The sequence below is a fragment of the Saccharothrix coeruleofusca genome, assembly GCF_017876325.1.
GTDB lineage: Bacteria > Actinomycetota > Actinomycetes > Mycobacteriales > Pseudonocardiaceae > Actinosynnema > Actinosynnema coeruleofuscum.
The window spans coordinates 2917236-2943933 of record NZ_JAGINV010000001.1 but is presented as its reverse complement, the minus strand read 5'-3'; the positions used below and the strand labels follow the sequence as shown (position 1 = coordinate 2943933).

The window sequence follows — 26698 nt, the reverse complement described above, 5'->3', positions numbered from 1 at the left end:
ACGCTCGGTTCGCGGTGTCCGAACGCGCGACTCGCGCTCAGCGGGCGTGGTGGATCTCGCGCAGTTGGGCCAGGTATGCCTCGGCCTCGGTCTCGCCGGAGAACCGGCTGCTCAGGACAGCGGCTAGGTCCTGGGAAACCATCGCCAACGATGGCAACGACTTCCGCTGCCCGGTGAGCGCCTGCCGCCCGAAGGCCACGGCGCCCTCCAGGTCGCCTTCGCGTGCCGCGGCGACACCGAGAGTGATCCGGGCTTCCGCGATCCGCATGGGCGAGCGTTCGAAGCCGTTGAAGTCGGTGCCCCCTCGGATCACCTCGTTCGCCAGCGCACTGGCCAGCCGGTCGTCCCCGACGTGGCGGTAGCAGTCCATCGCGTAGAAGTCGAACTTCGACGGGTCGACCACGAAGTGGTTGTCGACGTTGTCCGGGTAGGGCAGCGAGTCCAGCAGCACTCTGCCACGCTCCAAGGCGTCCTCCATCTCGGCCGGACGGCCCATGCGCGCCCACGCCTTGGCCTCCTGCGCCAGCAGTTGGACGCCGACCGAGTGCCCGCCCGACACGGCTCGCCCCGCTCGCGCCGCCGCGACGGCTCCCCGGTGATCGCCGGAGGTGAGGGCGAACCACGCCCTCATCTCGTGCGCCCACCCGAGCACGCCTGCGCTGCCGACCTCCTGCCCGAGGGAGAGGGCTGCCTGCCGGGTCGCTTCGGCGGACCGGCGGTCGCCCGTGTCGTACTCCAGGCAGCCGACCAGCAGCGCCAGCCACCCGGCCAGCTCCAGCGTGTCCCGCCGCTGCCGGAAGCCGAGGCGCTGTTCCTGCAGGTCGACGATGCGTCGCAGCCACTCGCGCCCTTCGACGAGCAGCTCGTCCGGATGGCGGTGCGCGTACTCGGAGCAGAGCCGGTCGACCGTGATCCGCAGTGCCTGCACCGTAGCCTCGTCCACCGACGAGGCCCGCAACCGCGACACGATCTCCATCGTGTCCGTGCCGGTCACGCCGAGGATTTCCGCTCGCGCGCGGTGTTCGGGCGGGAACAGGGCGGTCGTGACGGTGTGCAGCGCGGCGGCGATGAGCGGTGCGTAGTGGGGGCTCGGCTTGTTCTCGCCGCGTTCCCACGCCTTCCACCGCCGCAGCAGGTGATCGGGGTCGGGGAGCGCGGCGCGGCTGTGCTCGCGCATCCGCTCGGCGGCTTCTGCCTGCGACCACCCCCTGGCTTCGCGGAGCGCTCGGATGCGCCGGGCCCAGCTCGGAATCCCGTCGCCCATCGGTCCACCTCCTGGTGTCGAACCGCCCTTCGCCGAGTGTGGCAGCAGGCCGGGGTGCTGCGGGGGTGACACGGCCGCGTCACCACTTTCGACACCCGCGGCAGCACTGCGGTCGCGAGCCGGGTGCGCCGAAACCCGGAGCATGGACATGATGACCGCGCAGGCCGAGCAGGAGCAGTTGTGGGACGGGGCCGGTTTCGCCGGGTTCCTGAAGGGCTTGGCCGCCGATGACGCGCCCAGGTTGTTCGCCATCGCCCACGAGTACGGCGAGCGCCGTGACGGTTGGATCGCCGCTTACGGCATGGCGTTCTACGACCGGGCCGAGGTCTTCTCCGTCGAAGGCGGCTTCCACACCCGCGCCGCGAGCCCGGAGAGCGCGCTGACCACCTTCGCTCGGGCGGCGGACGGGGATGTGGAGCTCCACCTGATCTGGCTCGACGGGCCGGAGTCCTGATCAGCGGGTGCGCACCGCCCACCGGGTCAACGCGGGCACCGCCGCGCCTGCGGCCAGGAACACGGCCGCGGCCAGCACCCACCCGCCCGCGCCGAAGCCGGCCAGCCCCATCGTGAAGAAGCTCGGCGCGAGCATCTGCGCGGTGGCCGTGGCCGCCTCGGTCGCACCCTGGTAGGCGCCGTGGGCGTGCGGTCGCATGAGGGAGATCGACAGCCGCCACCCGGCGGCGACGTAGCCCAGTTCGCCCGCCAGGTGCAGCAGGGCCGCGATCAGGACGATCCCCACGCCGACACCCGCGCCGGTGGAACCGGTCACCGCCAGCAGCAGGCAGCTCGCCGCCAGAGCAACCCCCGCGCCGACGGCCGTGCGCGCGGCGCGGGTGGTCGAGGTGGCGAGCCGGGTGGCCGCGACCTGGAGCGCCGCGATGCCGACCGAGCTGAGCACCACCACGGCTCCGCTGAGCGACAGCGGCAGCCCGGTCGCGGCGATCCACAGCGGCAGTCCGGTCGACAGCATCGCCCAGCACAGCGACAGCACCGCGGTCACGGCGGTGACCGCCAGGTAGGGCAGGTCGCGCAGGGCCGTCCGCGCGCTGGGGCGGCGGACTGCGACACCGGGTGACGGCAGGCTGACCGTCACCGCGGCCAGCACCAGGAAGCTGACCGCGTTGCCCGCGATGGACAGGTGGTAGACACCGGGCTGGTCGACGGAGAGCACCAGCGCGCCCAGCCCGGCGCCCGCGGCGTAGCCGACGTGCTGGGCGACCCGCTGCCGGGCCAGCACGGCGACCCGTTCGTCGTCATCGGACACCAGAGCTGACACCAGGGCGGTGCGGGCGGCGTTGCCGCCGTTGGCCAGCGCCACGAACGCCACCGTGACGACCAGGAAGGCCCAAGTGCTGTCCACCAGCAGGTAGCAGGCCATCGCGACCGCGCGCACGCCGGTGATCGCCACCAGGACGCGGCGCGGGTCCAGGCGGTCGGCCAGCGCGCCCAGCGGGACGGCCGCCAGCAGCCCGCAGGCGCCCGCCACCGTCATCCCCACGCCCACCACGACCGGCGGGAACCCGGCCACACGGGTGAAGTACAGCGCCCAGGTGGTGAACCACAGGCCGTCGCCCAGCGCGGACACCCCGCGTCCCCACATGAGGCGGCGCTGCCACCCCGCCGCCCGTTCCAGCACGACGACCATCGGAAACCACCCTTCAGGAGGAGGTGAATGGTCACTGTAGGGGCGCACGGGATCTGCCGCAATAACAGTTCAGGCAGGCTTGAAAGGTGCTAGCCTGACGACGTGGCGGGATGGATCGACCCGGAGAACCGGGTGCTCGCGAAGGCCACCGCGCTGGCGGGCGAGCTGGCCGACCCGGTGCGGCTGACCGCCTTGCAGCTGCTGGCCGCGGAGGGGCCGCACACGCTCACCCAGCTGGCCGACGCGATCGGGGTGTCCGCCTCCCGGCTGGGCAACCACCTGGGGCGGCTGCGCGCGAGCGGCCTGGTCGCCGTCGAGCGCTCCGGCAGGCACGCGCTGTACCGGGTGGCCGACGCGGGCCTGTCGGGCGTGCTGGCGGCGCTGTCCCGCTACGCCGGTGCCGACGCGGCCGTCAACCGCGAGCCCTCGCCCGCCGACATCGCCCACACCTGCTACGACCACGCCGCGGGCAGGTTGGGCGTCGTCGTGTTCAGCACCCTGGTCGAGCGCGGCGCGCTCCGGCCGCCCGACGGCCGTGGTGACGAGGTGGCGCTGGGGCCGGACCCGACGGCGTTCGCGGAGCTGGGCGTCGACCCGGACGCGGTGGCGGCGGGCAGGCGCAAGCGGGCCACGGCGTGCCTGGACCGCACGCACCGCCTGCCGCACTTGGGCGGGGCGCTGGGCAGCGCGGTGCTGGACGCCCTGCTGGAGCGCGGCCTGGTGCGCAGGCGACCGGAGGGCCGCGTGCTGGACGTGCTCGACGCGGGCGAGCTGACCCGCCTGCTGCCCGCCTTCGGCTGACCCGCTCCGCGTCGGCAAGTACTACCCGACCCCTGGGAGGGGGCAGATAACTACTACCCGCCCCGGACGTTCATGAGACGGGTAGTAGTTACGCGCTCGACGAAGCGGCACGGGTAGTACTTGCTGACGCGGGTGGGGTGTTCACCGGAAGTGGGCGGGGTCAGTGCGCTTGAGACGGAAATCCGCGGGTACTACGCACGGTGACCGATGACCTCATCGACGACGAGGAGGAGACATGGCCACCGGTGAGACCGGCTTCGACGACGTCAGCTTCGACCTGATCTCGGTGCAGTACCACTCGCTCAAGGCCGGGCACGACTACGGCCAGTACGTGCGTGACGCCGAGAACGCGGGCAGGCAGGACATCGCCGACTTCTTCCGCCGCGTCATGGAGGAGGACTCCGCGCGGGCGAAGCAGTGCCACGAGTTCCTCCGCGAGCTGTCCGGGAGCGAGGAGTCCGGCCCCGCCCTCACCTGACGGCGACCTCGACGGCAGCCCGGCACCGGCCCCGGTGCCGGGCTGCCGTCGTGCCCGCACACCCCCGTTCGGGCCCCTCGCTCCTGTACCTGCGGTCTCCGCTGTCCCTCGGACGACTGACATGTGTGTAATTTGGTCGCGGTGCACCGCCGCCTGAAGAAGCCGGGCGCGGTGGTGGTGTCGGCTTTCACGCGCGATCGCGCGACAAGCGGAACGAGGGTGACGTGGGCGACGTGACGGTGGAAGCCGATCGTCGGGTGGGACGGGGCAGAGCGGCGGCGGTGGACCAGCCGGAGCTGAGGCAGCTGCTGGCCGGGCTGACCGCGGTGCGCGACGGCGACTTCGGCACCCGGCTGCCCGATGACGCCGATGGCCTGCTCGGCGAGATCGCGACCGTGTTCAACGGCATGGTGGACCAGCTGTCGCTGTTCACCTCCGAGGTCACCCGCGTGGCGCGCGAGGTGGGCACCGAGGGGCGGCTGGGCGGCCAGGCCGAGGTGCCCGGCGTGTCCGGCACCTGGGCCGACCTGACCGACTCGGTCAACGCCATGGCGGGCAACCTGACCAGCCAGGTGCGCGACATCGCCCAGGTGGCCACGGCGGTGGCCCGCGGCGACCTGTCGCAGAAGATCGACGTGGACGCGCGCGGCGAGATCCTGGAGCTGAAGGAGACCGTCAACACGATGGTCGACCAGCTGTCCTCCTTCGCCGACGAGGTGACGCGCGTGGCGCGCGAGGTGGGCAGCGAGGGGCGGCTGGGTGGCCAGGCGCAGGTGCCCGGCGTTGGCGGCGTCTGGCGCGACCTGACCGACTCGGTGAACTTCATGGCGGGCAACCTCACCGACCAGGTGCGCAACATCGCCCAGGTGACCACCGCCGTGGCGCGGGGTGATCTGAGTCAGAAGATCACGGTCACCGCTCGTGGTGAGATCTTGGAGTTGAAGAACACCATCAACACGATGGTGGATCAGCTGTCGTCGTTCGCCGACGAGGTGACCCGTGTCTCGCGCGAGGTGGGCACGGAAGGCGCGCTGGGTGGTCAGGCGGACGTCAAGGGCGTCTCCGGCATGTGGCGCGACCTGACCGACTCGGTGAACTTCATGGCGGGCAACCTGACCGCGCAGGTGCGCTCCATCGCCCAGGTGGCCACCGCGGTGGCGCGGGGTGATCTGAGTCAGAAGATCACGGTCACCGCTCGTGGTGAGATCTTGGAGTTGAAGAACACCATCAACACGATGGTGGATCAGCTGTCGTCGTTCGCCGACGAGGTCACGCGCGTGTCCCGCGAGGTGGGCACGGAGGGCAGGCTGGGTGGTCAGGCGGACGTCAAGGGCGTCTCCGGCACCTGGAAGGACCTCACCGAGTCGGTCAACGTCATGGCCGACAACCTCACCGCGCAGGTGCGCTCCATCGCCCAGGTGACCACCGCCGTGGCGCGGGGCGATTTGAGCCAGAAGATCCGGGTCGACGCGCGCGGTGAGATCCTGGAGCTGAAGGAGACCATCAACACGATGGTCGACCAGCTCTCCGCCTTCGCCGACGAGGTCACCCGCGTGTCCCGCGAGGTGGGCACCGAGGGCAACCTGGGCGGCCAGGCCACCGTGCGCGGCGTGTCGGGCACGTGGAAGGACCTGACCGACAACGTCAACGTCATGGCGTCCAACCTGACCAGCCAGGTGCGCTCCATCGCGCAGGTGGCGACGGCGGTGGCGCGCGGCGACCTGTCGCAGAAGATCACCGTCGAGGCCAAGGGCGAGGTCGCCGCGCTCGCGGGTGTGATCAACACCATGGTGGACACCCTGTCGGCGTTCGCCGACGAGGTCACCCGCGTGGCCCGCGAGGTGGGCACCGAGGGCATCCTGGGCGGCCAGGCGCGCGTGCCGAACGTGGCGGGCACGTGGAAGGACCTGACCGACAACGTCAACTCGATGGCGAACAACCTGACCAACCAGGTGCGCAACATCGCCCAGGTCACCACCGCCGTGGCGCAGGGCGACCTGACCCGCAAGATCGACGTGGACGCGCGCGGCGAGATCCTGGAGCTCAAGACCACCATCAACACCATGGTCGACCAGCTCTCGGCGTTCGCCGCGGAGGTCACCCGCGTGGCGCGCGAGGTGGGCAGCGAGGGGCGGCTGGGCGGCCAGGCCGAGGTCGAGGGCGTGTCGGGCACCTGGAAGCGGCTGACCGAGAACGTCAACGAGCTGGCGGGCAACCTGACCCGCCAGGTGCGCGCCATCGCCGAGGTCACCAGCGCGGTCGCCGAGGGCGACCTGACCCGCTCCATCACCGTGGAGGCCTCCGGCGAGGTCGCCGAGCTCAAGGACAACATCAACTCGATGGTGGAATCGCTGCGCGAGACCACCAAGGCCAACCAGGACCAGGACTGGCTCAAGTCCAACCTGGCCCGCATCTCCGGCCTGATGCAGGGCCGCCGCGACCTGTCCGTGGTCGCCGAGCTGATCATGGACGAGCTGACCCCGCTGGTCTCCGCCCAGTACGGCGCGTTCTACCTGGCCGACGACACCGCGCAGACCCCCGAGCTGCGGCTGATCGGCTCCTACGGCAGCCCCCAGGACGCCGACCGGCCCGAGCGCTTCGGGTTCGGCCGCTCGCTGGTCGGCCAGGCCGCCCGCAGCCGCCGCACCATCGCCGTGGACGACGTGCCCGCCGACTACGTCACCATCACCTCCGGCCTCGGCCGCACCGCGCCGGTCAACCTGGTGGTGCTGCCGATCGTGGTCGAGGAGCAGGTGCTCGGCGTGATCGAGCTGGCCTCGGTGCACCGGTTCACCCCGATCCACCGCGACTTCCTCGAACAGCTGATGGAGACCATCGGCGTCAACGTCAACACCATCGTCGCCAACGCCCGCACCGACGAGCTGCTGGTGGAGTCCCAGCGGCTGGCCACCGAGCTGCAGGCGCGCTCGGGCGAGCTGCAGGTGCGGCAGGAGGAGCTGCAGCGCTCCAACGCCGAGCTCGAGGAGAAGGCGGCGCTGCTGGCCAGCCAGAACCGCGACATCGAGGCCAAGAACCTGGAGATCGAGCAGGCCCGCCAGGAGCTGGAGACCCGCGCCCAGCAGCTGGCGCTGGCCTCGAAGTACAAGTCGGAGTTCCTGGCCAACATGAGCCACGAGCTGCGCACCCCGCTCAACAGCCTGCTCATCCTGGCCCAGCTGCTGGCGCAGAACCCGACCCGCAACCTGACCCCCAAGCAGGTGGAGTACGCGGGCATCATCCACTCGGCGGGCTCGGACCTGCTGCAGCTGATCAACGACATCCTCGACCTGTCCAAGGTCGAGGCGGGCAAGATGGACATCACCCCGGAGCGGGTGCCGCTGCGCCAGCTGCTGGACTACGTCGAGGCCACCTTCCGGCCGATGACCACCCAGAAGAGCCTGGGCTTCCGGGTCACCACCGCTCCCGGTGTGCCGGTGGACCTGCTCACCGACGACTCGCGGCTGCGCCAGGTGCTGCGCAACCTGCTGTCCAACGCGGTGAAGTTCACCGAGGCGGGCAGCGTCGAGCTGCGCATCGAGCCCGCCGACGCGGCCGAGCTGCCCTCCTCGGTGCGCCACCACGGCGCGGCCATCGCCTTCCGGGTGACCGACACCGGCATCGGCATCGCCGAGCACCAGCTGGAGTCGATCTTCGGCGCCTTCCAGCAGGCCGACGGCACCACCAGCCGCAAGTACGGCGGCACCGGCCTCGGCCTGTCGATCAGCCGGGAGATCGCCTACCTGCTGGGCGGCGCGATCACCGCGGAGAGCACGCTGGGCCAGGGCAGCACCTTCACGCTGTACCTGCCGGTGGCCCGCCCGGACTTCCAGGAGTCGCCCGCGGTGGCAGGCCCGGCCGCGGCCACGACCGACCCGGCGCGGGGGACGCAGCGGCAGGAGGACGCGCCGCAGTCCGCGCACACGCCGCCCCAGCAGCGGCGGCTGCTGGTGGTGGAGGAGCGACCGCAGGGCCTGCTGTCGCTGGTGGCGCAGAGCGCGGTGGCGGACCTGTCCGACGCCCACGACCCGCGCGGCCCGGTGCAGGTGATCACCGCCATCGGCGCGCAGGAGGCGGCCGCGGCGCTGGCCGCCGAAGCCTGCCACTGCGTGGTGCTGGAGCTGGACATGCCCGACGGCGCCGCCCTGCGGTTCCTGGAGGCGATGGACGGCGACTCGGCGCTGCGCGGGGTGCCCGTGCTGGCGCACAGCAACCGGCGGCTGGACGTGGAGCAGGAGCGGCGGCTGCAGTCGCGCACCGAGTCCCAGCCGCTGGAGCTGCTGTCCAGCCTGGACGAGCTGCGCGAGCGCATCGCGCTGCACCTGACCGCGGAGGTGCCCGGTGACGTGCTGCCGCTGGTGCGGCACGAGGAGGCGGTCCAGCCCGCGCCGCAGCACGTGGACCGCACCCTGGCGGGCCGCACCGTGCTGATCGCCGACGACGACGCGCGCAACCTGTTCGCGCTGAGCAGCATCCTGGAGTTGCACGGCGTGAACGTGCTGCACGCCGAGAACGGCAGGGAGGGCATCGAAACCCTCACCGCGCACCCGGAGATCGACCTGGTGCTGATGGACGTGATGATGCCGGAGATGGACGGCTACGCGGCCACCGCGGCGATCCGCGCGATGCCGGAGTACGCGCGGCTGCCGATCATCGCGGTCACGGCCAAGGCGATGCCGGGCGACCGGGACAAGAGCCTGGCCTCGGGAGCCAACGACTACGTGATCAAGCCGGTGGACGCCGACGACCTCCTGGCGTGCATGCGCCGGTGGTTGGACGCGTAGCCGATGTCGTCACCGAACCCGCCGGGAACAGGCCCGGCCACGGAGAACACGGCGGACCGCGCGGGCGAGGGCGGCCTGGGCAGGTTGGCCGCCACCGTCGAGCGGCTGCGCAAGCAGGTGCGGGAGGCCAACGCCGCGGCCGACGGCCGGGCGTTGGTCGAGCTGGCCAAGGGCGTGCTGGTGGAGCGGCTGCGCTGCGGGCCCGCGCAAGCCGCCCGCCAGCTCTCCGAGCTGGCCGAGCAGGCGGGTCTGACCGTGCTGGAGCTGGCCGCCGACCTGGTCAACCAGGCAGCCCAGGACCGGTTCACCGAGGTGGTGGACCAGTTCCTGGCGCACGCCGTCGGCGAGGGCGAGGACCGTCCCGCCGAAGCCGGGGACGGGACGTCGGCCGCGGTGCGGCTGCGCACCGCGGAGAGCGGCGCGCTGGCCGCGGGCGACACCCAGACCGTCGCGGAGTCGCTGCTGGAGCACGCGCTGACCCCGCTGGGCGCCACCGCGGTGGCGATCTGGTCGGCGGGCAACGACTCGTCGCTGACCCTGGCCGGGTTCGCGGGCATCACGCCGGAGGAGGCGGCCCGGTGGCGGTACGTGCCGCCCGGTGTCGTCACGCCCGCCCGGCGGGCGCTGGTGGAGCGCGGCGCGGTGTGGGTGGAGGACCTGGCCCGCTCCGGGCTGCCCTCGGTGGCCCACCGCGACCTGGCGGGCGGCGGCCGGGTGGCGGTGCCCGCGGGCGCGGGCGGTCGGGTGCTGGGCGTGCTGGAGATCTGCTGGCCGCAGCCGCTGGAGCCGCAGCCGCAGCCGGTCCGCCGCCAGGTCGAGGCGCTGGCCGAGCTGTGCGCGCACACGCTGGAGACCTTCGACCCGCACGGCGGGGAGGACGACCCGGCGGGCCGGGCGCTGGCCGAGCTGGTGGACCTGGCCGACGGGCTGCTGGACTCGGCCCTGGTGCTGCGCCCCCACCTGGACGCCAACGGGGAGCTGAGCGACTTCCGCATCCACCACGTCAACCGCCGGTTCGTGGACCTGGCGGGCAGGCCGCGCGGCGCGATCGTCGGCGCGCTGGTGCTGGAGGTCTACCCGATGGCCGCCGACGACGGCAGCCTGTTCGACAAGGTCGAGCACGTGCACGCCACCGGCGAGCCGTTCCGCGCCGAGCGGATGACGCTGACCGAGCTGGTCGACCAGGTGCCGCTGACCGTGGTGGCGGCGGTGAGCATCAGCCGCCACGGCGACAACGTGCTGGTGGTGTGGCGGGTCCAGGACGAGACCGCCCGGCTGGCCAACCTGCTGCAGCACGCGCAGCGGCTGGGCCGCATCGGCGGGTTCGAGGAGAGCACCGCCACCGGCGAGATCACCTGGAACAGCCAGCTGTTCGCGCTCTACGGGTTGCCCGCGAGCGCGGACCCGCTGCCGCTGGCGCAGCTGCCCCTGCACGCCCACCCCGACGACGCCGTCGCCATCAACCGGTTCCTGCGCGCGGTGCTGCACCACCGCCGGGCGGACTCCGCGGCTTTCCGGCTCCAGCGGCCCGACGGCGTCACCCGGCACGTGCGGGTGATCGCCGAGCCGGTGCTCGACGCCGCAGGCAGGCTGCTCGCGGTGCGCGGCGCCTACCAGGACGTCTCGGCCCAGCACTGGACGGAGGTGGCGCTGTCGGCCACCCGCGACCAGCTGGCGCACACCGAGCAGCAGGCCGCCGAGCACAACCGGCTGGCGCTGCAGCTCCAGCAGGCGATCATGCCGCCCGCGCAGCCCTCCATCGACGCCTTCGGGCTGCGCATCGCGGTGCGCTACCGCCCGGCCGAGCAGGAGCACCTGGTCGGCGGCGACTGGTACGACGCGGTGGTGCTGCCCTCCAAGCAGATCCTGGTCTCCGTCGGCGACATCACCGGGCACGGCATCAAGGGCGCGACCGGCATGGTGGTGCTGCGCAACGCCCTGCGCGGCCTGGCCGCCACCGGTGCCGGTCCCGCGCAGCTGCTGACGTGGCTCAACGTGGTGGCCCACCACCTCAGCGACAACATCCTGGCCACCGCCATCTGCGGTCTGTACGACCCGCAGACCCGCGTCCTGCGGTGGGCCCGCGCGGGCCACCTGCCGCCGGTGCTGGTGCGCGGGCAGCACGCCACCGTGCTGCCGATGCTCGACGGGGTGCTGCTGGGCGCGCTGGCGGAGGTCGACTACGAGGAGGGGCAGGTGCAGTTGGAGCAGGACGACGTCCTGCTGCTCTACACCGACGGCCTGGTCGAGCGTCGCGACACCCCGCTGGACGACTGCATCGAGGCGTTGTCGAGCGCGGCGGCCGGGGCGTGGGGACCGCTGGAGGAGCGGCTGGACCACCTGCTGACCCACAGCGACGCCGACACCGACGACGACACCTGCCTGCTGGGCATCCAGATGTTGTGAGGCCAGCCCCGACCGCCGCCCGCAGGACGTCACCCCTCCAGAGCGCCTGCAAGTACTACCGGGTCGCTCCGGGAGGGCAGGTAACTACTACCCGGCATCGCGAACGCCCGGTTCGCGTCACAGCTAGCCGTCACAGCGAGCCCCAGTCGCGGGCGCGGTCGAGCAAGTGGCGGTGGGCCAGTGCCACCTGCGGGGTGGCCAGCCCACTTAAGCGAGTCGCCAGGAACAGCATGGCCAACGGGGGCACGCTCGCCTGCTGCACCAGCTCCACCGACCCGGCCGCCAGCGCCGGGTCGGCCAGGTAGCGGGGCAGCACCGATGCCCGGCGGCCACGGTCCGATGGCGGACCTGGCCTTCGACGCCGACCTTGGCGGGCTGCTGGTGGAGTTCGACGTCGGCCGCGCCACCGCCGACGAGGTCGGCGAGGTCGGCGAGGTCGGCGAGGTCGGCGAGAAGGTCAAGCAGTTCGCGGGTGAGGCGCGGAAGGCGTTGCAGGGCGAGGCTTCGCAGAGCGCCTTCGAGACCGCGGACAAGGTGCACAAGCAGGTCGAGGACCTCGAGGGCGGCGTCGAGGCGATGGGGCGCGTCGTCGCCGAGTCGGCCGAGCAGGTCGGCGGCAAGGCGGCATCGAGACCGCCGGAGGCATCCTGCGCAACGGAAGGGAGTCCGCGACGTGAAGAAGTTCCTCGCCGTGCTCGCCGGGTTCGCCGTGGCGGTCGTCATCGCCTACGCCAAGGGCGCGGACCTGACCTCCGCGCTGGTGGTCGGCCTGTTCTACACCGTGCCCATCCTGTTCGCCCTGGTGCTGCCGCCGTGGGGGCCCGGCGCGATAGCGGTGGTCGTGGTGGTGGCGATGCTGCTCGCGGGCCCCCCGGTGCCGCGCGACCAGCAGGACCGGGTCATCGGCTCGTGGGCGTTCCTGTGGGTGTGGGTCGCCATCGGCGTGGCGATCACCGTCGTGTGGGCCTGGTTCGAGCAACGCCGCAAAGCCAGTTCGTAGCACTCCGAGTGAGGGGGAACGGGCATGACGGTTTCACTGCGAAGAGCCGCCGGGAGCGCGGTCGCGCTGGTGCTCGCGGCAGGGGAGGCGGCCGACCGGCGCAGGCTGTTCGCGGTGACCCACGTCGAGCCGGACAGCAGCCCGACCCTGCGGGTGGTCAGCGATCCGTTGCTGTGACCCGGTGGGCGGCGCCGCGCGGCGAGCACCGCGCGGCGCCGCCGCACAGGTACGAGCGGGACAGCGCCAGGCCGGTCACGGTCAGACCGAGTCCGAGGACGACGGGCGCCAGGTGGAAGAAGTCGACGTAACCGATGACGCCGTGCACCAGCAGGGCGGGCAGGAACCCCGCGGCGGCGGCCACCGCCAGCGACCACCAGACCCACGACTCGCCGCGCCGCCAACCCCACGCGCTCAACAGCGTGATCGCCGCCGCGGCGGCCATCAGCGCCCCGCCGAAGCCCGCCCGGTCGTGGGCGATGAACGACAGCAGTCGCTGGTCGAAAGCGTCCGCGCCGACGCGCAGGAAGTCCAGGTCGCTGTCCACGAAAACCCCGGTCAGTCCCACGAACGACACCACAGCGCCACCGATGAACAGGCTGATCCCGGTGCACACCAGCAGGAGCTGGCCGACCAGCGCCCGGTGCCGGAGGTGCTCGGGCCCGTCCTCGCGCACCGTCCACCGGGGCCCGGTGCGGCGGCGGGTGGCGAGCAGGAACATCGGGAACAGCACGACGACGACCGCGGTGTGCAGCGGCTCGACGAACCCGAAACCCAGGAAGTACAGCAGCGTCGGGAACGCGATCCACCCGCTGACGAGGTAGGCGTCCCGCGCCCACGCCATCCCCTGGCGCAGCCCGCCCGCCGCCAGCCCGGTGTAAACCGCGCCGATCGCCACCATGGTGCCCGCCATGGTGATCCGGTCGTGCTGCAAGAAGTGCACCAAGTGGTGGTTGACCGCGTGCAACCGCGCGACGTCCATGCCGAGGAAAGCGCGGTCGTACCAGAGCAGCACCGGCCCGAGCGTGATGGCGGCGGCGCCCAGCCCTGCGCCGATCATGCCCAGTCCGACCAGCAGACCCCACCACCACGCGGGCCAACCGCGTTGACGACCCGGTCCGGGGTCGGTGGGCGTGGCCGCGTCGATCACCCGGCCGAACCAGCCGGGGCCAGCGCGCACCAGCACCGGGGGCGTCACCAGCACGGACTTCCCCGGATCGGCCAACACCTCGGCGGCGTGCGCCACCGAACCCGTGCTGGTGTGCTCCAAGCCCTCGGTGACGGCGGCATCGACATGAGGCACCACGGCATCCCGCGCTTGCGCGCTCACGGCGTGCGCGATCACCGGAACCCGCCTGCCCGCGGCGGCCTCGCGCACCAACGGCACGTCGTCGACCGCGACCGGCGCTACGACGACCACACCGGCGCCGATCAACGGCAGCGCCCGCACGGCGTCCCGCGCCACGCCCGGCGGGACGACCGCCCCGAGCCGACTGCGCACCGGCACACCCGCCACCGCTCCGGCCAGGTGCGGCGGTAGATGGCGATGCCCCAGCGCGTGGGCCACCAGCCACCCGCCACCGGGCAGCGACCCGACGCGGGCCAGCGTCCGCAGCGCCAGCCGTTGGGAGCGCCGCACACCCAGCGACCGGGCGGCGATACCGCGCAGCGGGTGGTAGGTCCAGTCGGGCATCAGGGCGTCCAACCCAGGACCGGGTCCATCGACCGCGACGCCAGCGCCGAAGGTGTCAACCGGACGACCGAATCCCGCAGCACCACCGCGGGCGGCCAGGCCCACCGCGCCACTGCCTCCACTCGCGCCGACCGGCGCACGACCTGCCGCGTCCTGGGCCTGCGCAGCCGGTCGTACCGGCGCAACGCCTCGTCGACCGGGCCGCCGTCGAGACGGTCCGCCAGGGTGACCGCGTCCTCCAGCGCCCGGCACGCGCCCTGCCCCAACGCCGGGCTCATCGCGCGCGCCGCGTCGCCCAGCAGCGCCGCCCGACCACGCGCGCACGACGGCAGCGTGGGCAGGTCGCACAGCTCGTGCCGCAGCACCCCGCCGACCACCACCGCGGTCCGCTCGTCCATCATCCCCCTGAATTCCGCGCCGCTGCGCGAAGTTCAGGGTAGGCCCTCGCGAACGCGAGCCGAACCCCGGACTTGGCAGCCCGCACGCTGAACCGCGTCACCGCGACCCGCCGCGCTCGGTGACCTGCCGCGTGTCGAGTGCGCGCTACGCTGCCCGGCAAGCCGATCCGGGGGGAGAACCATGGCTGCCGCATGGCCGTCGCCGATGTCCAAGAGCTGGTCCGAAGCCGCGGACATCCGCGCGGTGCTGGACTCGGGAGCGGACCCGAACGCCCCGATGTGGGGCGACTACGGCAGACCGCTGCACATCGCCGCCGAGCACGGCTCTCCGGAAGTGGCCGCGCTGCTGGCGAGCCGGGTGACCGACGTGGACGCGGAGGAGGAAGGCCGCACCGCCCTGTGGCGGGCGGTCCACAGCCACCGACCGGACAACGCCCGCGTCCTGGCCGAGGCGGGCGCGGACCCGTGGCGGCCGATGATGGCGGGCTGGTCGCCGGGCCGGTTGGCACTGGCGGGCCCCGAGCCCGACCTGTTCGGCGCCCCGCCGGAAGGGGTGGCTCTGTCCGAGCGGGAGGTGGCCGCCGCGGCGGAAGCCCCCCGGCTCATCGCGGCCCTGGGGGACTTCTACCTCGACGGCATGAGCCTGGCCTGCGTGGCGGGCATCGACGCGGCCGAGGCGGCGCGGCGGCTGGGGGCCGTGCCGGTCGCGGACGGCGATGCCGAGGACGACCTGGCGGTGGTGGGCGCCACCGACGTGCCCGGTGGCTGCGTCGTCCTGCAGCCGAGGGGCTTCGCGGCGCAGATGTCCGCTGTGCTGACCGCGTTGTCCGAGGGCACCGCCTGCTACGGGTTCTACGCCAACCCCAAGAGCGGCGACCAGGGCTCGGTCGCCCGCGACGGCGTCCTGGTGGACTGGGACCTGGACCCCGGCGGCGGCGTCAGCGAGCACGACCCGTCCGAGTACGTGCTCGCCTCCTACCTCTACCAGGACCGGCCGGTGGCCCACTCGTGCGCCTACGCCGGTCTGCGCCTCACCGGCACCAGGGCGGTCGCGGGACCACCGGACGTCTGGCTGCGCCTCCCCGAGGACCTGTACGGACCGGGGGAGGCGGCCAAGCGCTCGTTGCGGGGTGGCTGGTAGCGCTCGCGGGCGAGTCCGGGTCAGGCGGGCGGGGCCGCCAGCGGTCCGAACGCGCGCCGCAGGTCCTGCGCCCGGCCGCGGTTGACCGCGGCGAGCGGCGCGTAGTGGTGCAGCTCGCCGTCCGGGACGCGCAGCAGCGGCCTGCCGCGCTCGTCGCGCGGCCACTCCACGTCGCCGGTGACCGTGCGCGCCGGGATCAGCCAGTAGTCGCCGGGCCGCGGCGTGCCGCCCTTCTCGAACCACACCTGCACGCCGTCCTCCAGGTCCAGCCACTGCTCCTCGACCAGTTCGACCCCGCCGCCGACCGGCTTGGCGGGCCGCTGGTCCCAGCGGCGCAGCAGCGGGTGCCTGCCCGGCACCTCGCCCACCCCGCGCGGGCGCTCGCCCGCCAGCTCCACCCGCAGCCGCTCGGTGTCCACGTCCACCACCCGCAGCAGGTCCGAGGTCTCCCCGCGAGCCGTGGTGGCGTCGTCGAGCAGCTCCACCCAGTCGCCGACGTCGAGGTCCAGCTTGCCGTCGCGGCCCGCGTCGGACAGCGTCACGAAGTCGCCGTCCACCGAGGCGACGCCGAACACCACCGAGCCGTTCTCCCGCGACCACTTGAACGTCCGCTTCGGCGCCACGCTGTGGATCTCCAGCCGGTACAGCTGGTTCTCCTCGCCCCGGTACCGGGCGTCCGGCGCGGCCAGGCACGGGTTGTCGTCGGCTTTGGCGGGCCGCTCGGTGCGCGCCGCCAGCCGTGCCGTGGAGGCCTGCCCGCCCACCCACTCGGCGAACTGCTCGGGGTTGCCCCGGAACGCCAGCACCTGCCAGCTCACCTTCAGCCGCGCGGCGGTGTCCGGCAGCGACGGTCCCAGCGCCGTCTCCCGGATCGCCGGGTCCTGCACGTGGGTGACCAGCCGCTCGGTCACCTTCAGGTAAGCCACGAACGGCTGCTCCGGCAGGTTGTCGGTCTCCGGGCGCTCCTTGTCGCGGTAGGCGTCCGGCTGGTCCCAGTAGGTCCAGTTGTCCGGCGTCGGCACCGCCCGCTCGTCGTCGTCCGCCGGGACGCCCGAGGCGGGCCGGGTGGCGTCGACCAGGATGCCGTCGACGTAGTAGCGGCCCGCCGAGATGGACAGGTCGGCCGGTTCGCCGTCCTTGGCCAGGTACTCGACGCCGAACCCGAGCGCGTCGACCGGACCGCCGTGCGGGCCGATCAGGTCGGCCGCCAGGGTGCGCGCCCGGTGCAGGTCGAGCAGCACCTGCTCGTTGGCGTCGGAGTCGAGTTGGACCCGGCCCTGCTGCGCCAGCACCGCGGAGTAGCGCCGGTCGGGCCGGAAGCCCAGCTTGGAGAAGTCGCCGTGCATGGGGCCTTTCCCTTCAGGAGACGAAGACGACGCCGGCGGCCGTGCCGGCGGGGAGGAACTCCTCCAGTCGGGCCCGGAGGTTGTCCTCCCGCTGCGGCTGGAACAGGTCGTGGAAGGCGCCCAGCTCGGCACCGTCCTCGGCGCCGCGGGCGATCTCGGGCGGGCAGCCGGGGGCGAGCTGGGCGTAGCCGGGCGTGCCGTACCGGGTGCTGGTGAAGCGCGGCCGGTGCGCCGATTCGCAGCGGTATCGCCGCGGCGTGCGCGATCCCGCCGTCACGTAGCAGAAGCGCAGGCACCCGATGCCGCGCCTGGCCACGTGCACGAAGCCGTCGAGGATGCTGTTCTCGGCGATCCGGATGGCGTGCGCGTAGACCTCGCCGATGACCGTGGTGCGGTGCAAGGAGAGCACGGCGTGCGCGTGCGAGCAGTCCGGGCCGGACAGGGCCTCGCGGTCGCGACCGGTGGCGTCCAGGACGCTGTCGGCGACGTGGATCTCCAGCGGTTCGGTGCGCACCTCGTTGCCCTGCACCAGGATCGTGCCCATGATGCTGCGCTCCACCTGCACGCACGCGGTGGTGTCCTCCAGCACCAGGCTGGGTTCCTCGGGCTGCACCGGGTGGCACTCCGGCTCCAGCGTCCAGCCGGGGACCAGCGTGCTGTGCCGGATGACGACCTGCCCCACCGGTCCGCTGACGTGCACCCCACGGCCGGTCACCAGCAGGCCGTCCAGCACCACGCGCGGCGGTCCCGGCCTGCCGCAGTCGTCGCAGTCGCCGTCTTCGCGGCCCCTGGCCCGGATGATCAGCGCGTCCGGCCGGTTGCTGTACCAGTCCAGCAGCCGGATCACCGGCCGCGCGCCTTCGGCCGCGCGGACCTCCAGCCGGTCGCCGCGGTCGAGCGCGAACTCGATCTGCTCCTGGTAGGCCAGGCTCCGGGTGATCTCGATGACCGCGTCCGCGGGCGCGTCGCCGGAGGCCTTCTCCCGCCGCCAGCGGCGGTAGGCGTCCATGATCTCCGAGTCGTCCTCGTCGGGCCCGACCCGGTAGAGCTTCGCGCCGGGGCGCACGGGCCGTTCGCGCGGGTACTCGCCGCCGCCGGTGTCGTCGCTGAAACCGTGGTGGTAGCTCACCCACACGCCGCGCTTGGGCGCGGTCCGCGTGCCGAACGCGATCCGCCCCAGCACCGGGTCCACCACGACCTGCCCGCGCTGCGCCCGGTACCGCCAGCGGGACAGGTCGGCCACCACGATGTCGCCCGGCGGCACCGGCCGGTTCTCGCCGTCGCGCCAGATCTGGAAGCTCTTGCCCGGCCCGTAGTGGTCGGCGAGCCGGTCGCGCAGCGCCCGGCGGCGGATGAAGCCGGGCACGTTGGCGGGTGTGGCGATGTGGTCGGCCGAGGGCTCGGGGACCGGTTTGGTCATCAGCGGGGTGTCGTTGCCCAGGATGGAGAAGGTGTAGAGGCTGCGCGCCCGGTCGACGCAGTACGCGGGCGCCTTGGTGATCGAGTGCGGCTTGAGCCGCCACACGAACAGCCCCGCGCTCGCGGGCGTGCGGGTCCGGCTCGCCGTGTGGGCGAACTCGTCGAACGCCGAGTCGACCAGGTCCAGCTCCGCGCCGCGGCGCAGGTCGACCGTGCGGGCCGGGGCGGCCAGGTGCCGCGCGGTGGCGCGCTCCGGCCTGCCGGGGTAGAGCCGCACCGGCTGCGACCCCGACAGCAGCGGCCCGAACTCCACCGCCCGCGCGGGCCACTCGGCCACGGTCCGCGCGGTGGCCTCCAGCAGCGGCAGCGTTCCCTTGCGCCGCCGGTTGGCCACCGTCGCGGCCACGTCCGCGCGCGGCGCCAAGCGGGCCGACAGCAGCCGGGCCGCCGCCCCGCGCCCGGACACCGCCTCCTCGTAGCCGCGCAGCGCCCGATACCCCACGAGGTCGCCGATGTAGGGCACCGCCCAGTCCGCGCACGTCTCGATGAACCAGTTGTCGTACAACTGCTCCAGGTCGCTCTCGACCAGGTCGAGCTGTTCGGCGACCACTGCCAGCAGCGCGCGCAGCGCTCCGCCGCTCTCGGCGTCGCGCCTGCGGTGGAACTGGGGCAGCAGGTCGAACAGGCGGTCTGGCTGGCGGCTCATGACCGGACCTCCTTGAGGATCAGCGTGTCGGGCACGGTCGGGGACAGCACCGCCAGCTGCGCGGGCCGAACCCCGCGGAAGACGACCACGGAGCGGTTCTCCAGCAGGTCGCCGGTGGTGATGTCCGGGTTGAGCCGAACCAGTTCCGCGACCGTGATGCCGTGCTTGGCCGCGACCGCGGTCAGCGTCTCGCCGCCCGCCGCGACCCGGTAGCGGGTCTCCTCGAACACCGCCTCGCGCGCGGGCACCACGGTCCGCGGCCTGCCCAGCGACCCGGCCAGCGCGTCCAGCTCCACCGGCGTGACGCTGCCGGGAATCCCGGCGAACACGTCCACGTCCACGTGGTCCACACCGGGCACCGCCTGCGCGGCGGCCAGCACCTCCGACAGGTATGCGGGCTGGCCCAGCTCGCGGTTGCGGAAGCCGAGGCGCTCCAGCAGCGCCGCGCGCACCGCGGGTTCCACCACCTCCCAGTAGTGGTCCGGGCGCACCCCGATGTTGGCCGAGACCACCAGCAGCACCGGCTCCCGCACGGCGACCTCCACGGGCAGGCCGGTGTCGCCGTGGGCGGCCAGCGCGGCGCGCAGCGTGGTCACGATGTCGGAGTCGTCGTGCAGCGCGATGTCGTCCACCCCGGCCACGGTCAGGTGCACCACCTGCCGCACGCCGTTGAACAGCCGCCGCGCCGACGCCCGGCCGATGCCCGCCCGCGCCCGCGCGAAGTCCTCGTGGTCGGGCACCGACACCAGCCGGTCGAACGCGGTGACGCCGAGCGGGATGTTGCGGCGCAGCAGGTTCGCGTCGTCGCGGTCCGCGCCGCCGTGCGCGGGCAGCGGGTTGGTCACCGCCGACACGCCCAGCGGCCGGGTGGTCAGCTGGGTGATCCGGCCCGCGCCGACGTTGCCCGCCTCGCCCAGGCCCACGCGGTAGCGGGCGCGGACGTTCTCCACTCCGGTGGGCAGCCGCGCGCCGCGCACCCCGTCGCCGAAGGCCACCACGAGCGAGCCCTGCTCGCCGGGCCGGGTCACGTAGACCCGCTCGGTCGGCCCGCGCCCGGCGAAGCTGTCCACCTCGCGCCAGCGCACCCCGTCGACCCGCACCTCCAGCGTGCTCTCCGCGCCGCGCGGGTTGTCCGCGGCCAGCCAGGTCAGCGGGCCCTGGCGGAGCAGGAACTCCTGGTTGGCCTGGCCCTCGTCGCCGCTGCCGATGGGCTCGTCGCGCCCGGCGCCGTGGGTGGCCCGCACGACGTTGGCCAGCAGGCGCACGGTCTCCCGCCGGTAGGTGTAGGCCAGTGGCGCGGCCAGGGTGAGCGTGGTGCGCACCTTGTCTCCCGGCCGCTCCCGGTCGTGCCCCTGCCGCACCGAGGCGATCATGGCCAGCTCGGTGCCGAGCACGCCGGGGGTCCCGCCGGGCAGGTCGGTGCGCTCGCCGGTGACCACCAGCCAGCGGCCCGGCGTCAACCCGTCGTGCAGCTCGGCCAGCTCGACCTCGCTGCCCGCCACGTCGTCGGTGATCGGCTCCTCGGCCAGCGACAGCCGCTCGCCGCGCAGGTAGATCGTCGTGTCGCGGATGTCGGACAGCCGGGTGTCGAGCGCGTCCAGCCACGGCCGGTCCAGCACCAGCTCGGTGACCTTGCCGCTGATCCCGAAGCCCTGCTTGGCGATCGTGCGCACCCCGGCGACCCTCGCGGTGACCAGGCCGAGCCCCTGGACGCCGGGCGTGCTCGACCGCTTGCGCGGCCGTTCCACCACCACCCAGCTGCCGATGCCCACCCCCTCGTACACCGCGTCCAGCGCCAGCACGGTGGAGGGCAGGCGGGCCTGGGTGAAGGCGGTGACCGAGACCGACGGCCGCGCGCCCGCCTCCGCCGGGGTGATGCGGGTGAAGTCGATGCGGACCTGCCGCTCGGTCGTCGGGTCCCACTTCCACCGGGTCTGCCGGTCGTTGGCGGCCAGCACCACCGCGTCCGGCAGGTCGTCCGGGAGGGTGACGGTGACCCGGTCGTCCGCGCTCGCCCTGGACAGCACGATCCGGTGCTCGGGCAGCTGCGGCTCGGTCTGCAGGGTCACCGCCCCGTCCTCGTCGACGCTGTGCCTGACCCGCCCCGGACCGAAGTCCAGCTCCCCCTCCACCGACAGGTCGTCGATGCCGTCGCGCCACGCGTTGGCGTCCAGCTGGAAGACCAGCTCGGCCGAGGACGGGGTGTCCTTGGGCTTGGGCTCCTCGGCCTCCGGTTCCTCTTCCCCCGGTGCCTCGTCGTAGAAGACGGTGGCGGTGAAGGTCTGCGGGACGTCGAGGTTCCACTCCACCTGCCGGGTGGTGGGTTGGCCGCTCTGCGGGTTCTCCACGGGCTCGGTCCTCAGCGGCGCGGTGGCGGCGAAGGGCGTGGCCACCTGCCGCATCGCCAACAGCTCTTGCAACGCCAGCGGCGCGGCCAGGTCCACCCGCCGCCAGGCGGTGTAGAGGTCGTCCGCGAGCCTCGGGTCCAGCGCGGAGAGCAGCTGCGCGGCCAGGTCGGAGCCGGACCCGTACAGCTGGCCGACGTCCCGGCGCAGCTTGCGGGAGCTGCCGGGGGAGCGGCTGGGCGGGGTGCGCAGCGCGCCCAGCAGCGCCCCGAGCCCCAGCAGCGCGGCACTGCCCGACGGGGGCGTCGTGCCCAGCGACAGCGCCCGGTAGAGGCTGGTCTCCTCCTTCTCCGGCTGCGGCGGTTCCAGCATGCGGGCCTTGTCGTGCTGGTCGACGACCTTCGCCCGCACGTCCTCCAGCCACTTGCGCACGTGCGCGTAGTGCTCGGCCACGGCCAGCGCCTCGGCCAACCGCTCCAGCACCTCGGCCAACCTGGCGGCGTAGCGGGTGGGGGTGGGCAGCGCGCCGGGGTCCTCCGGGGTGGCGCCGAGGTCCGCGCGCAGGGGTTGCAGCACGCCGTCCACGAAACGCCGCAGGATCACGCTGCGCCGCACCACGTCGCCGGGGTTGGCCAGCAGCTCGTCCAGCCACTTCCGCAGGTCGGCGCGCAGCTCGGCGAGGTTGGTCAGCGCGGGCGCGGGTTTGCCGACCGTGGTGGTGTCGCTCTCCCGGTCGACCGCCACCTCGGCCACGTCCTCCAGCACCTGGCTGCCCGCCTCGCTGCCGAAGACGAACAGCAGGCGGTCACCGGGCCGCAGGTTGGTGGTCACGCCCTTGAGCTGGACCGCCCGCCGGTCCGCCAGGTCGTCCTTGGTCAGCTGGTAGGGCCTGCGGGTGCGCACTCGCAGCTCGTTCCAGGAGTGCCGGGCGAGGAGGTCCTCGACGCTCTCGAACGCCTGCGGCTCCTCGCCGGGGCCGGGCACGCTCTGGGCGCGGGCCCCGCGCGGGATGCGGGCCTCCAGGTCGCGGCCGGGAGTCGGATCGGCGTCGACGGTGTAGGCCAGGTAGGTGCCCGCCGCCACGCCGGGGCGCGGCAGGTGACCGACCAGCCTGCCCAGCAGCTCCAGCGACCGCTGCTCGGTCGCGGTGCGCAGGTAGCCCTCGTCGGCGATCCGCTCGGTGTAGAAGGTGAGCAGGTCGGCCAGCACCGCCGAGGCGTCCAGCAGTCCGATCGCCGGGTCGTCGAGCGCGCGCGTGGTCAGCGCGTTCAGCGGCCGGTAGCCGGGGCTGGACAGCCGGGCCAGCATGGTGGCCATGAACTCCGCGTGCGTGCCCACCCGGTGCGCCAGCGCGGCCTGCGCGGGCGGGGTGAACACCTCCACCGGGGTCCGCGCCGACGCCGCCGCGCGGCAGTCCTGGCATCCGCAGCCGCTCATCGCCCACCTCCCAGCACGATGTCCAACCGGCCGTTCTCCGGGTGGTCGGGGTCGTTGTCCAGCTGGGCGACCTCCAGCGGGCCCAGGCGCAGCAGCCCGGCCTCCAGCGCGCCCTCGTCCTGGCCGAACTGCCTGCGCAGCACCGTCACGCGGGCGGTGACCACACCGGGCACCGCGGCCGCGGCGGCGACCAGCGCGCTCACCCGCACCGGCTCGCCGAAGGTCAGCGCGTCGGGGCGGAAGAAACCACGCCCGCCCAGCGCGGCCCGCAGCGCCGCCAGCACGTGACCGCGCTGGTAGCCCTCGGCCACGCACACCGCGACGCCGACCTCCAGCGGCACCAGCACCGCGGGGCCGACGCTGACCTGGTGGCCGATCCGCCGCACCCGCGCCAGCGCCCGCGCCACGGTGTCCAGCAGCGCGGCGTCCGGCTCGGCGCGGCCCACGGGGTCGACGGCGACCTGGACCTCCCGCCCGGCACCGGTCCACCGCAGCCGCGCGGCGGCCCGCTGCACGCCGGGCACCCGCGCCGCCAGCGCCGCGTAGTCCTCGGCGGTGACCGCGCGCAGCAGCTCCCGGCGCAGCGCCAGCGGCGCGAGCTGGCGCACCTGGTCCAGCGTCTCCGGCTCCACCCCGCCGACCGCCGCGAGCGGGTTGCGCACCCGCTCCACCGCGTTGTGCTGGTCACCGCGGCACAGCACCAGGTGGTTGACCGCCTCGGCGCCGACGTTGCCCGCGAGGCCGTTGCCGACCCGGTAGCGGACCTCCAGCCGCCCGCCCGGCGGGGGAGCGGCGCCGTGCCCGCCGTCGCCGAAGCGCAGCGCCAGCCGCCCGGACTCCTCGACCTCGCCGACGAAGTGCCGGTCGCGCGGCCCGCTGTCGAGCAGGTCGCGCCGGGGGGTCCACTCGGCGTCACCGCGGAGGACCACCGACGGCAGGGCCGTGCGCGGGTCGGTGACCAGCGCCGCCCTCGCCGGACCGCGCAGCGCCGCGCTGCCCGGCGACAGCCCCGCCGCGTAGTCCTCGCCCCAGGTGTGCTCCAGCTCCCAGGCGATCCCGTCGTCGAGCACACCGCCCGCCAGCGCGCGGGTGCGCAGCACCTCCAGCCGCCGCGTCTTGGCGGCCAGCAGCTCGGCGCGCCGGGCCAGCAGCTCGCGCAGCGCCCGCTCGGGCCGCTCGCCCAGCCGCAGCTCGGTCAGCACCCGCTGGCCGAACAGCACCGTCAGCGCGGCGACCTGCTCCCGGCTCGGCCGCCTGCCGCCGCGCGCCTGCCGCCACAGCTCCTCCAGCCAGGCCCGCACCCGCCCCGGGATGGTCGCCAGCAGCCGCGCCTGCGCCGCGGCGACGTGCGCGGGCAGCGGGAAGGGCGCCCGCTGCGTCACCGGTGCCCGCTCCAGCACCGGCCGGAAGCGCGGGCGCACGGCGGGGTAGGTGATCTGCGCCAGCAGGGCCCGCAGCGCGGCGTGCTGCTCCTCGGCGGTGTCCGGCACCACCACCTCCCGCTCGCCGTCCAGGTCCAGCACCAGCCCCGCGCGGTCGGTGGTGCTCTCGCCCAGCAGCCGCACCAGGTCGTGCACGTGCTCGGGGGTCAGCGGCTGCCGGTCGCCGGTGCGGCCGACCAGGTCCTGGACGAACGCGACGATCGGGTCCACCGCGTCGTCGCCGCCGCAACCGAACTCCGGCGGGTCGCAGGTCGGCGGCACGACCGGCGCGGGCGGCACGGTGATCACCTCCACCGGCCCGCCGCACGCGTCGAGGCTGCGCCCGTGGTCGACCAGCACCACGTTGCCGCGCGCCACGCTCACGTCCGGGATGGGGCAGCAGTCCTGCCCGCCGCGCGAGGACAGGCAGGCGCTGAAGGCCAGCGCGTCCTCGACGTCCCAGGTGACCTCGACGACCGGCTGGTCGTAGAGGTCGTCGACCCCAGGGGTCACGCTGACCAGCCGCACCGCCTGCCGGTGCGCGGGATCGGCGTCGGCGGGCGCGCCGCTGTCCGGGCCGACCCGCTCCTCGATGATCAGCACGTCGCCCGGTCGCAAGCGCAACGCGCGCCGCCCTGGGTGGTGGCCACCGCTTCGCGCCTCGCTGTCGCTGTCGCTGTCGGCGTCGCTGTCGTGGTGCAGCCACTCGTCGCGCAGGGTCGCGGCCGTGGCGCCCTTGGGCAGGCGGCACTCCTCGTCGCCCCACGTCCAGAACCGGATCTCGTTGTGGGCGGGCAGGACCGACAGGTCACCGGGGTCGACCGGTTCGAAGAACTCCCACGTCGCCGAGGTCGGCAGTTCGGCCACCACGTCCTCGGACACCACCGGCCCCAGCTCGGGGCGGCGCAACGGGTCCACGTGGCTGAGGTCCACCGCGAGGAAGCGGAAGTCGCCCGCCCGCAACGTCGCCTCGCGACACACCTCCAGCGCCACGAACGTTCGGGCGTTGCAGCCGTCGTGCATCGCGTAGTCGACCAGCCGCGCGTGGCGGCGCACCGAGACGCGCCTGCGCGCGGTGTCCAGGTACGCCTCGGTGGCGATGGCGTCCTGCTGGTAGCTGAGCCGGTCGCCCACGTAGGCCAGCAGTTCGACCACGGTGACGCCCAGGTCCGGGGCGTGCCGCTCGACCCAGCGCGGCGCGGTCAGCGTCAGCCGGTCCAGCAGGAGCCCGCGCAGCGAGGCGTAGTCGCGCGCGGTGTAGTTGACCACCTGCTGCGGCCCCGGCGCCGGTGGCGGCGGTTCGTCGGGCACGCAGTCCAGCTCCGTCGGGCACATGCGGCGGAAGTCGAAGTCCGCGCCCGCGTAGCGCGGGTCGAAACCGGGGTAGGGCTCGGTGCCGGGGAAGCCGTGCCCGTCGGAGCGGACGACGGACAGCCGGTAGGTCGAGCTGTCGCCGGGCCGGTCGACCTCCACGCGCACGCGGTCGTCCAACTCCGGGTCTTCCTCGTCCTCCAGCCGGACCGAGACCGCCACGATGCCCCGGACGCGGCGGCCACCGTCGATGCGGATGTTCTCCGGGCCGAGGTCGCGCGGCGCGCGGCCCAGGAACGTGACGGTGAGGGTGCGCCCGTCGTCGGAGACCTCCACCCCGTCGACGCCGTTGCGGTGCTTGGCGCGCACCCGCGCCCGCCTGCGGTCGGTGCGGCAGTCCTGCGTCATCGGTCGCCGCTCCTCTCGAACGTGTCGGTGCGCCGCGTTCCGGTGGGCCGCACGACGTAGACCAGGTGCACGCGCAGCGTGCTGTCCTCGCTGGTGACCTCCAGCGCCTCCACGTCGATCACGTCACCCAGCCAGCGCTGCAAGCCTGCCTGGATGGACAGCCGCAGCGCGGAGGCGAACTCCGGGCTGTTGGGCGCGAAGACCAGGTCGAGCAGGCCGCAGCCGAAGTCCGGCCGCATCACCCGCTCACCGGGGCTGGTGAACAGCAACTGCTCCACCATGTCGCGGACGTGGTCGTCGTAGCCGCGGTCGGCGGTGCGCCCGCGGCCGTCGACCCGGAAGGGGAAGGCTATGTCGGTGCGGGTCATCGTCCCACCGCTCTCTGTTGCACCACGACGACGTTCGGCGGCCCCTGCGGGACCTGTTCAGCGCTCTGGCACAGGCCGACCGACCCCTGCAGCAGGGCAGGCTGGCCGTCCAGGGTGATCCGGGAGGACGGGGTGACCCACTTGATCGTCACGCACGGCTGGGGTTTGCCGCTGACGGTGAAGGAGCAGCCCGCGATCGTGTAGGTGTCGGCCAGCGTGGCCACCGGCTGGCCGCTGACCCGCACCCGCGTCCGCGCGGGCAGCAGCGTGGCCTGCCCGCCGTGCGGGCACACCACCGTCGCGTTGACGTGCAACAAGTTTCCCGACATCGTT

Annotated in this window: 19 protein-coding genes; 8 read left to right on the top strand and 11 right to left on the bottom strand. The window is 73.7% G+C overall.

What is annotated here, in order from left to right:
* Window positions 1-37: 37 nt before the first annotated feature.
* Complete coding sequence (locus JOF41_RS13545) at window positions 38-1264, bottom strand: helix-turn-helix domain-containing protein (RefSeq protein ID WP_209619195.1); 1227 nt, start codon at window positions 1262-1264, stop codon at window positions 38-40.
* A gap of 151 nt (window positions 1265-1415) precedes the next feature.
* Between JOF41_RS13545 and JOF41_RS13540 the strand changes: the two genes are divergently transcribed.
* A complete protein-coding gene (locus JOF41_RS13540; protein WP_209619192.1) occupies window positions 1416-1718 on the top strand; it encodes a hypothetical protein in 303 nt (100 codons plus the stop codon).
* Here the strand turns inward: JOF41_RS13540 and JOF41_RS13535 are convergent, their stop codons facing one another.
* Window positions 1719-2909: an MFS transporter gene (locus tag JOF41_RS13535; protein ID WP_209619189.1), complete on the bottom strand. Its 1191-nt coding sequence runs from the start codon at window positions 2907-2909 to the stop codon at window positions 1719-1721.
* Window positions 2910-3011: 102 nt separating this feature from the next.
* Between JOF41_RS13535 and JOF41_RS13530 the strand changes: the two genes are divergently transcribed.
* The 4 genes from JOF41_RS13530 (at window position 3012) to JOF41_RS13515 (ending at window position 11375) form a co-directional block, all read left to right on the top strand.
* Window positions 3012-3710: an ArsR/SmtB family transcription factor gene (locus JOF41_RS13530; protein ID WP_209619173.1), complete on the top strand. Its 699-nt coding sequence runs from the start codon at window positions 3012-3014 to the stop codon at window positions 3708-3710.
* A 235-nt stretch (window positions 3711-3945) separates the two neighbouring features.
* A complete protein-coding gene (locus JOF41_RS13525; protein ID WP_189223433.1) occupies window positions 3946-4188 on the top strand; it encodes an acyl carrier protein in 243 nt (80 codons plus the stop codon).
* A 233-nt stretch (window positions 4189-4421) separates the two neighbouring features.
* Window positions 4422-8969: a hybrid sensor histidine kinase/response regulator gene (locus JOF41_RS13520; protein WP_307867708.1), complete on the top strand. Its 4548-nt coding sequence runs from the start codon at window positions 4422-4424 to the stop codon at window positions 8967-8969.
* Window positions 8970-8972: 3 nt separating this feature from the next.
* Entirely contained in the window at window positions 8973-11375 is a 2403-nt protein-coding gene (locus tag JOF41_RS13515) for a SpoIIE family protein phosphatase (RefSeq protein ID WP_209619170.1), read from the top strand.
* Between the two features lie 130 nt (window positions 11376-11505).
* Here JOF41_RS13515 and JOF41_RS13510 read toward each other — a convergent pair whose 3' ends face one another.
* Window positions 11506-11691, bottom strand: a complete 186-nt coding sequence (locus tag JOF41_RS13510) for a hypothetical protein (RefSeq protein WP_189223436.1) — start codon at window positions 11689-11691, stop codon at window positions 11506-11508.
* Between the two features lie 357 nt (window positions 11692-12048).
* On the opposite strand from JOF41_RS13510, the gene JOF41_RS13505 reads away from it, so the two are divergent.
* The gene (locus tag JOF41_RS13505; RefSeq protein ID WP_189223437.1) at window positions 12049-12375 is read left to right on the top strand and encodes a hypothetical protein; all 327 of its coding nucleotides are present in this window, start codon (window positions 12049-12051) and stop codon (window positions 12373-12375) included.
* Window positions 12376-12399: 24 nt separating this feature from the next.
* Window positions 12400-12552, top strand: coding sequence for a hypothetical protein (locus tag JOF41_RS13500; RefSeq protein WP_189223438.1), 153 nt, complete (start codon window positions 12400-12402; stop codon window positions 12550-12552).
* On the opposite strand, the gene JOF41_RS13495 is transcribed toward JOF41_RS13500, so the two are convergent.
* Window positions 12533-14065: a hypothetical protein gene (locus JOF41_RS13495; RefSeq protein WP_209619167.1), complete on the bottom strand. Its 1533-nt coding sequence runs from the start codon at window positions 14063-14065 to the stop codon at window positions 12533-12535. The two genes, JOF41_RS13500 and JOF41_RS13495, sit on opposite strands and share 20 nt — an antisense overlap.
* Window positions 14065-14463, bottom strand: coding sequence for an FAD-dependent monooxygenase (locus JOF41_RS13490; protein ID WP_209619164.1), 399 nt, complete (start codon window positions 14461-14463; stop codon window positions 14065-14067). The genes JOF41_RS13495 and JOF41_RS13490 overlap by 1 nt, the downstream gene beginning before the upstream one ends.
* Before the next feature lie 181 nt (window positions 14464-14644).
* Between JOF41_RS13490 and JOF41_RS13485 the strand changes: the two genes are divergently transcribed.
* Window positions 14645-15604, top strand: a complete 960-nt coding sequence (locus JOF41_RS13485; protein ID WP_189223441.1) for an ankyrin repeat domain-containing protein — start codon at window positions 14645-14647, stop codon at window positions 15602-15604.
* A gap of 20 nt (window positions 15605-15624) precedes the next feature.
* Here the strand turns inward: JOF41_RS13485 and JOF41_RS13480 are convergent, their stop codons facing one another.
* Genes JOF41_RS13480 through JOF41_RS13455 form a run of 6 tightly spaced genes read right to left on the bottom strand, consistent with a single transcriptional unit; the run spans window position 15625 to window position 26694 of the window.
* Entirely contained in the window at window positions 15625-16950 is a 1326-nt protein-coding gene (locus tag JOF41_RS13480; RefSeq protein ID WP_209619161.1) for a DUF6519 domain-containing protein, read from the bottom strand.
* A gap of 13 nt (window positions 16951-16963) precedes the next feature.
* Window positions 16964-19075 carry a hypothetical protein gene (locus JOF41_RS13475; protein ID WP_209619158.1) on the bottom strand — a complete coding sequence of 704 codons (2112 nt, stop codon included), beginning with the start codon at window positions 19073-19075 and terminating at the stop codon, window positions 16964-16966.
* Window positions 19072-22857, bottom strand: a complete 3786-nt coding sequence (locus tag JOF41_RS13470; RefSeq protein WP_209619155.1) for a putative baseplate assembly protein — start codon at window positions 22855-22857, stop codon at window positions 19072-19074. The genes JOF41_RS13475 and JOF41_RS13470 overlap by 4 nt, the downstream gene beginning before the upstream one ends.
* Window positions 22854-25997: a putative baseplate assembly protein gene (locus JOF41_RS13465; protein ID WP_209619153.1), complete on the bottom strand. Its 3144-nt coding sequence runs from the start codon at window positions 25995-25997 to the stop codon at window positions 22854-22856. Before JOF41_RS13465 ends, JOF41_RS13470 begins: the two co-directional genes overlap by 4 nt.
* Window positions 25994-26365 carry a GPW/gp25 family protein gene (locus JOF41_RS13460; protein WP_189223446.1) on the bottom strand — a complete coding sequence of 124 codons (372 nt, stop codon included), beginning with the start codon at window positions 26363-26365 and terminating at the stop codon, window positions 25994-25996. The genes JOF41_RS13465 and JOF41_RS13460 overlap by 4 nt, the downstream gene beginning before the upstream one ends.
* Window positions 26362-26694, bottom strand: coding sequence for a hypothetical protein (locus JOF41_RS13455; protein ID WP_189223447.1), 333 nt, complete (start codon window positions 26692-26694; stop codon window positions 26362-26364). The genes JOF41_RS13460 and JOF41_RS13455 overlap by 4 nt, the downstream gene beginning before the upstream one ends.
* Window positions 26695-26698 lie beyond the last annotated feature (4 nt).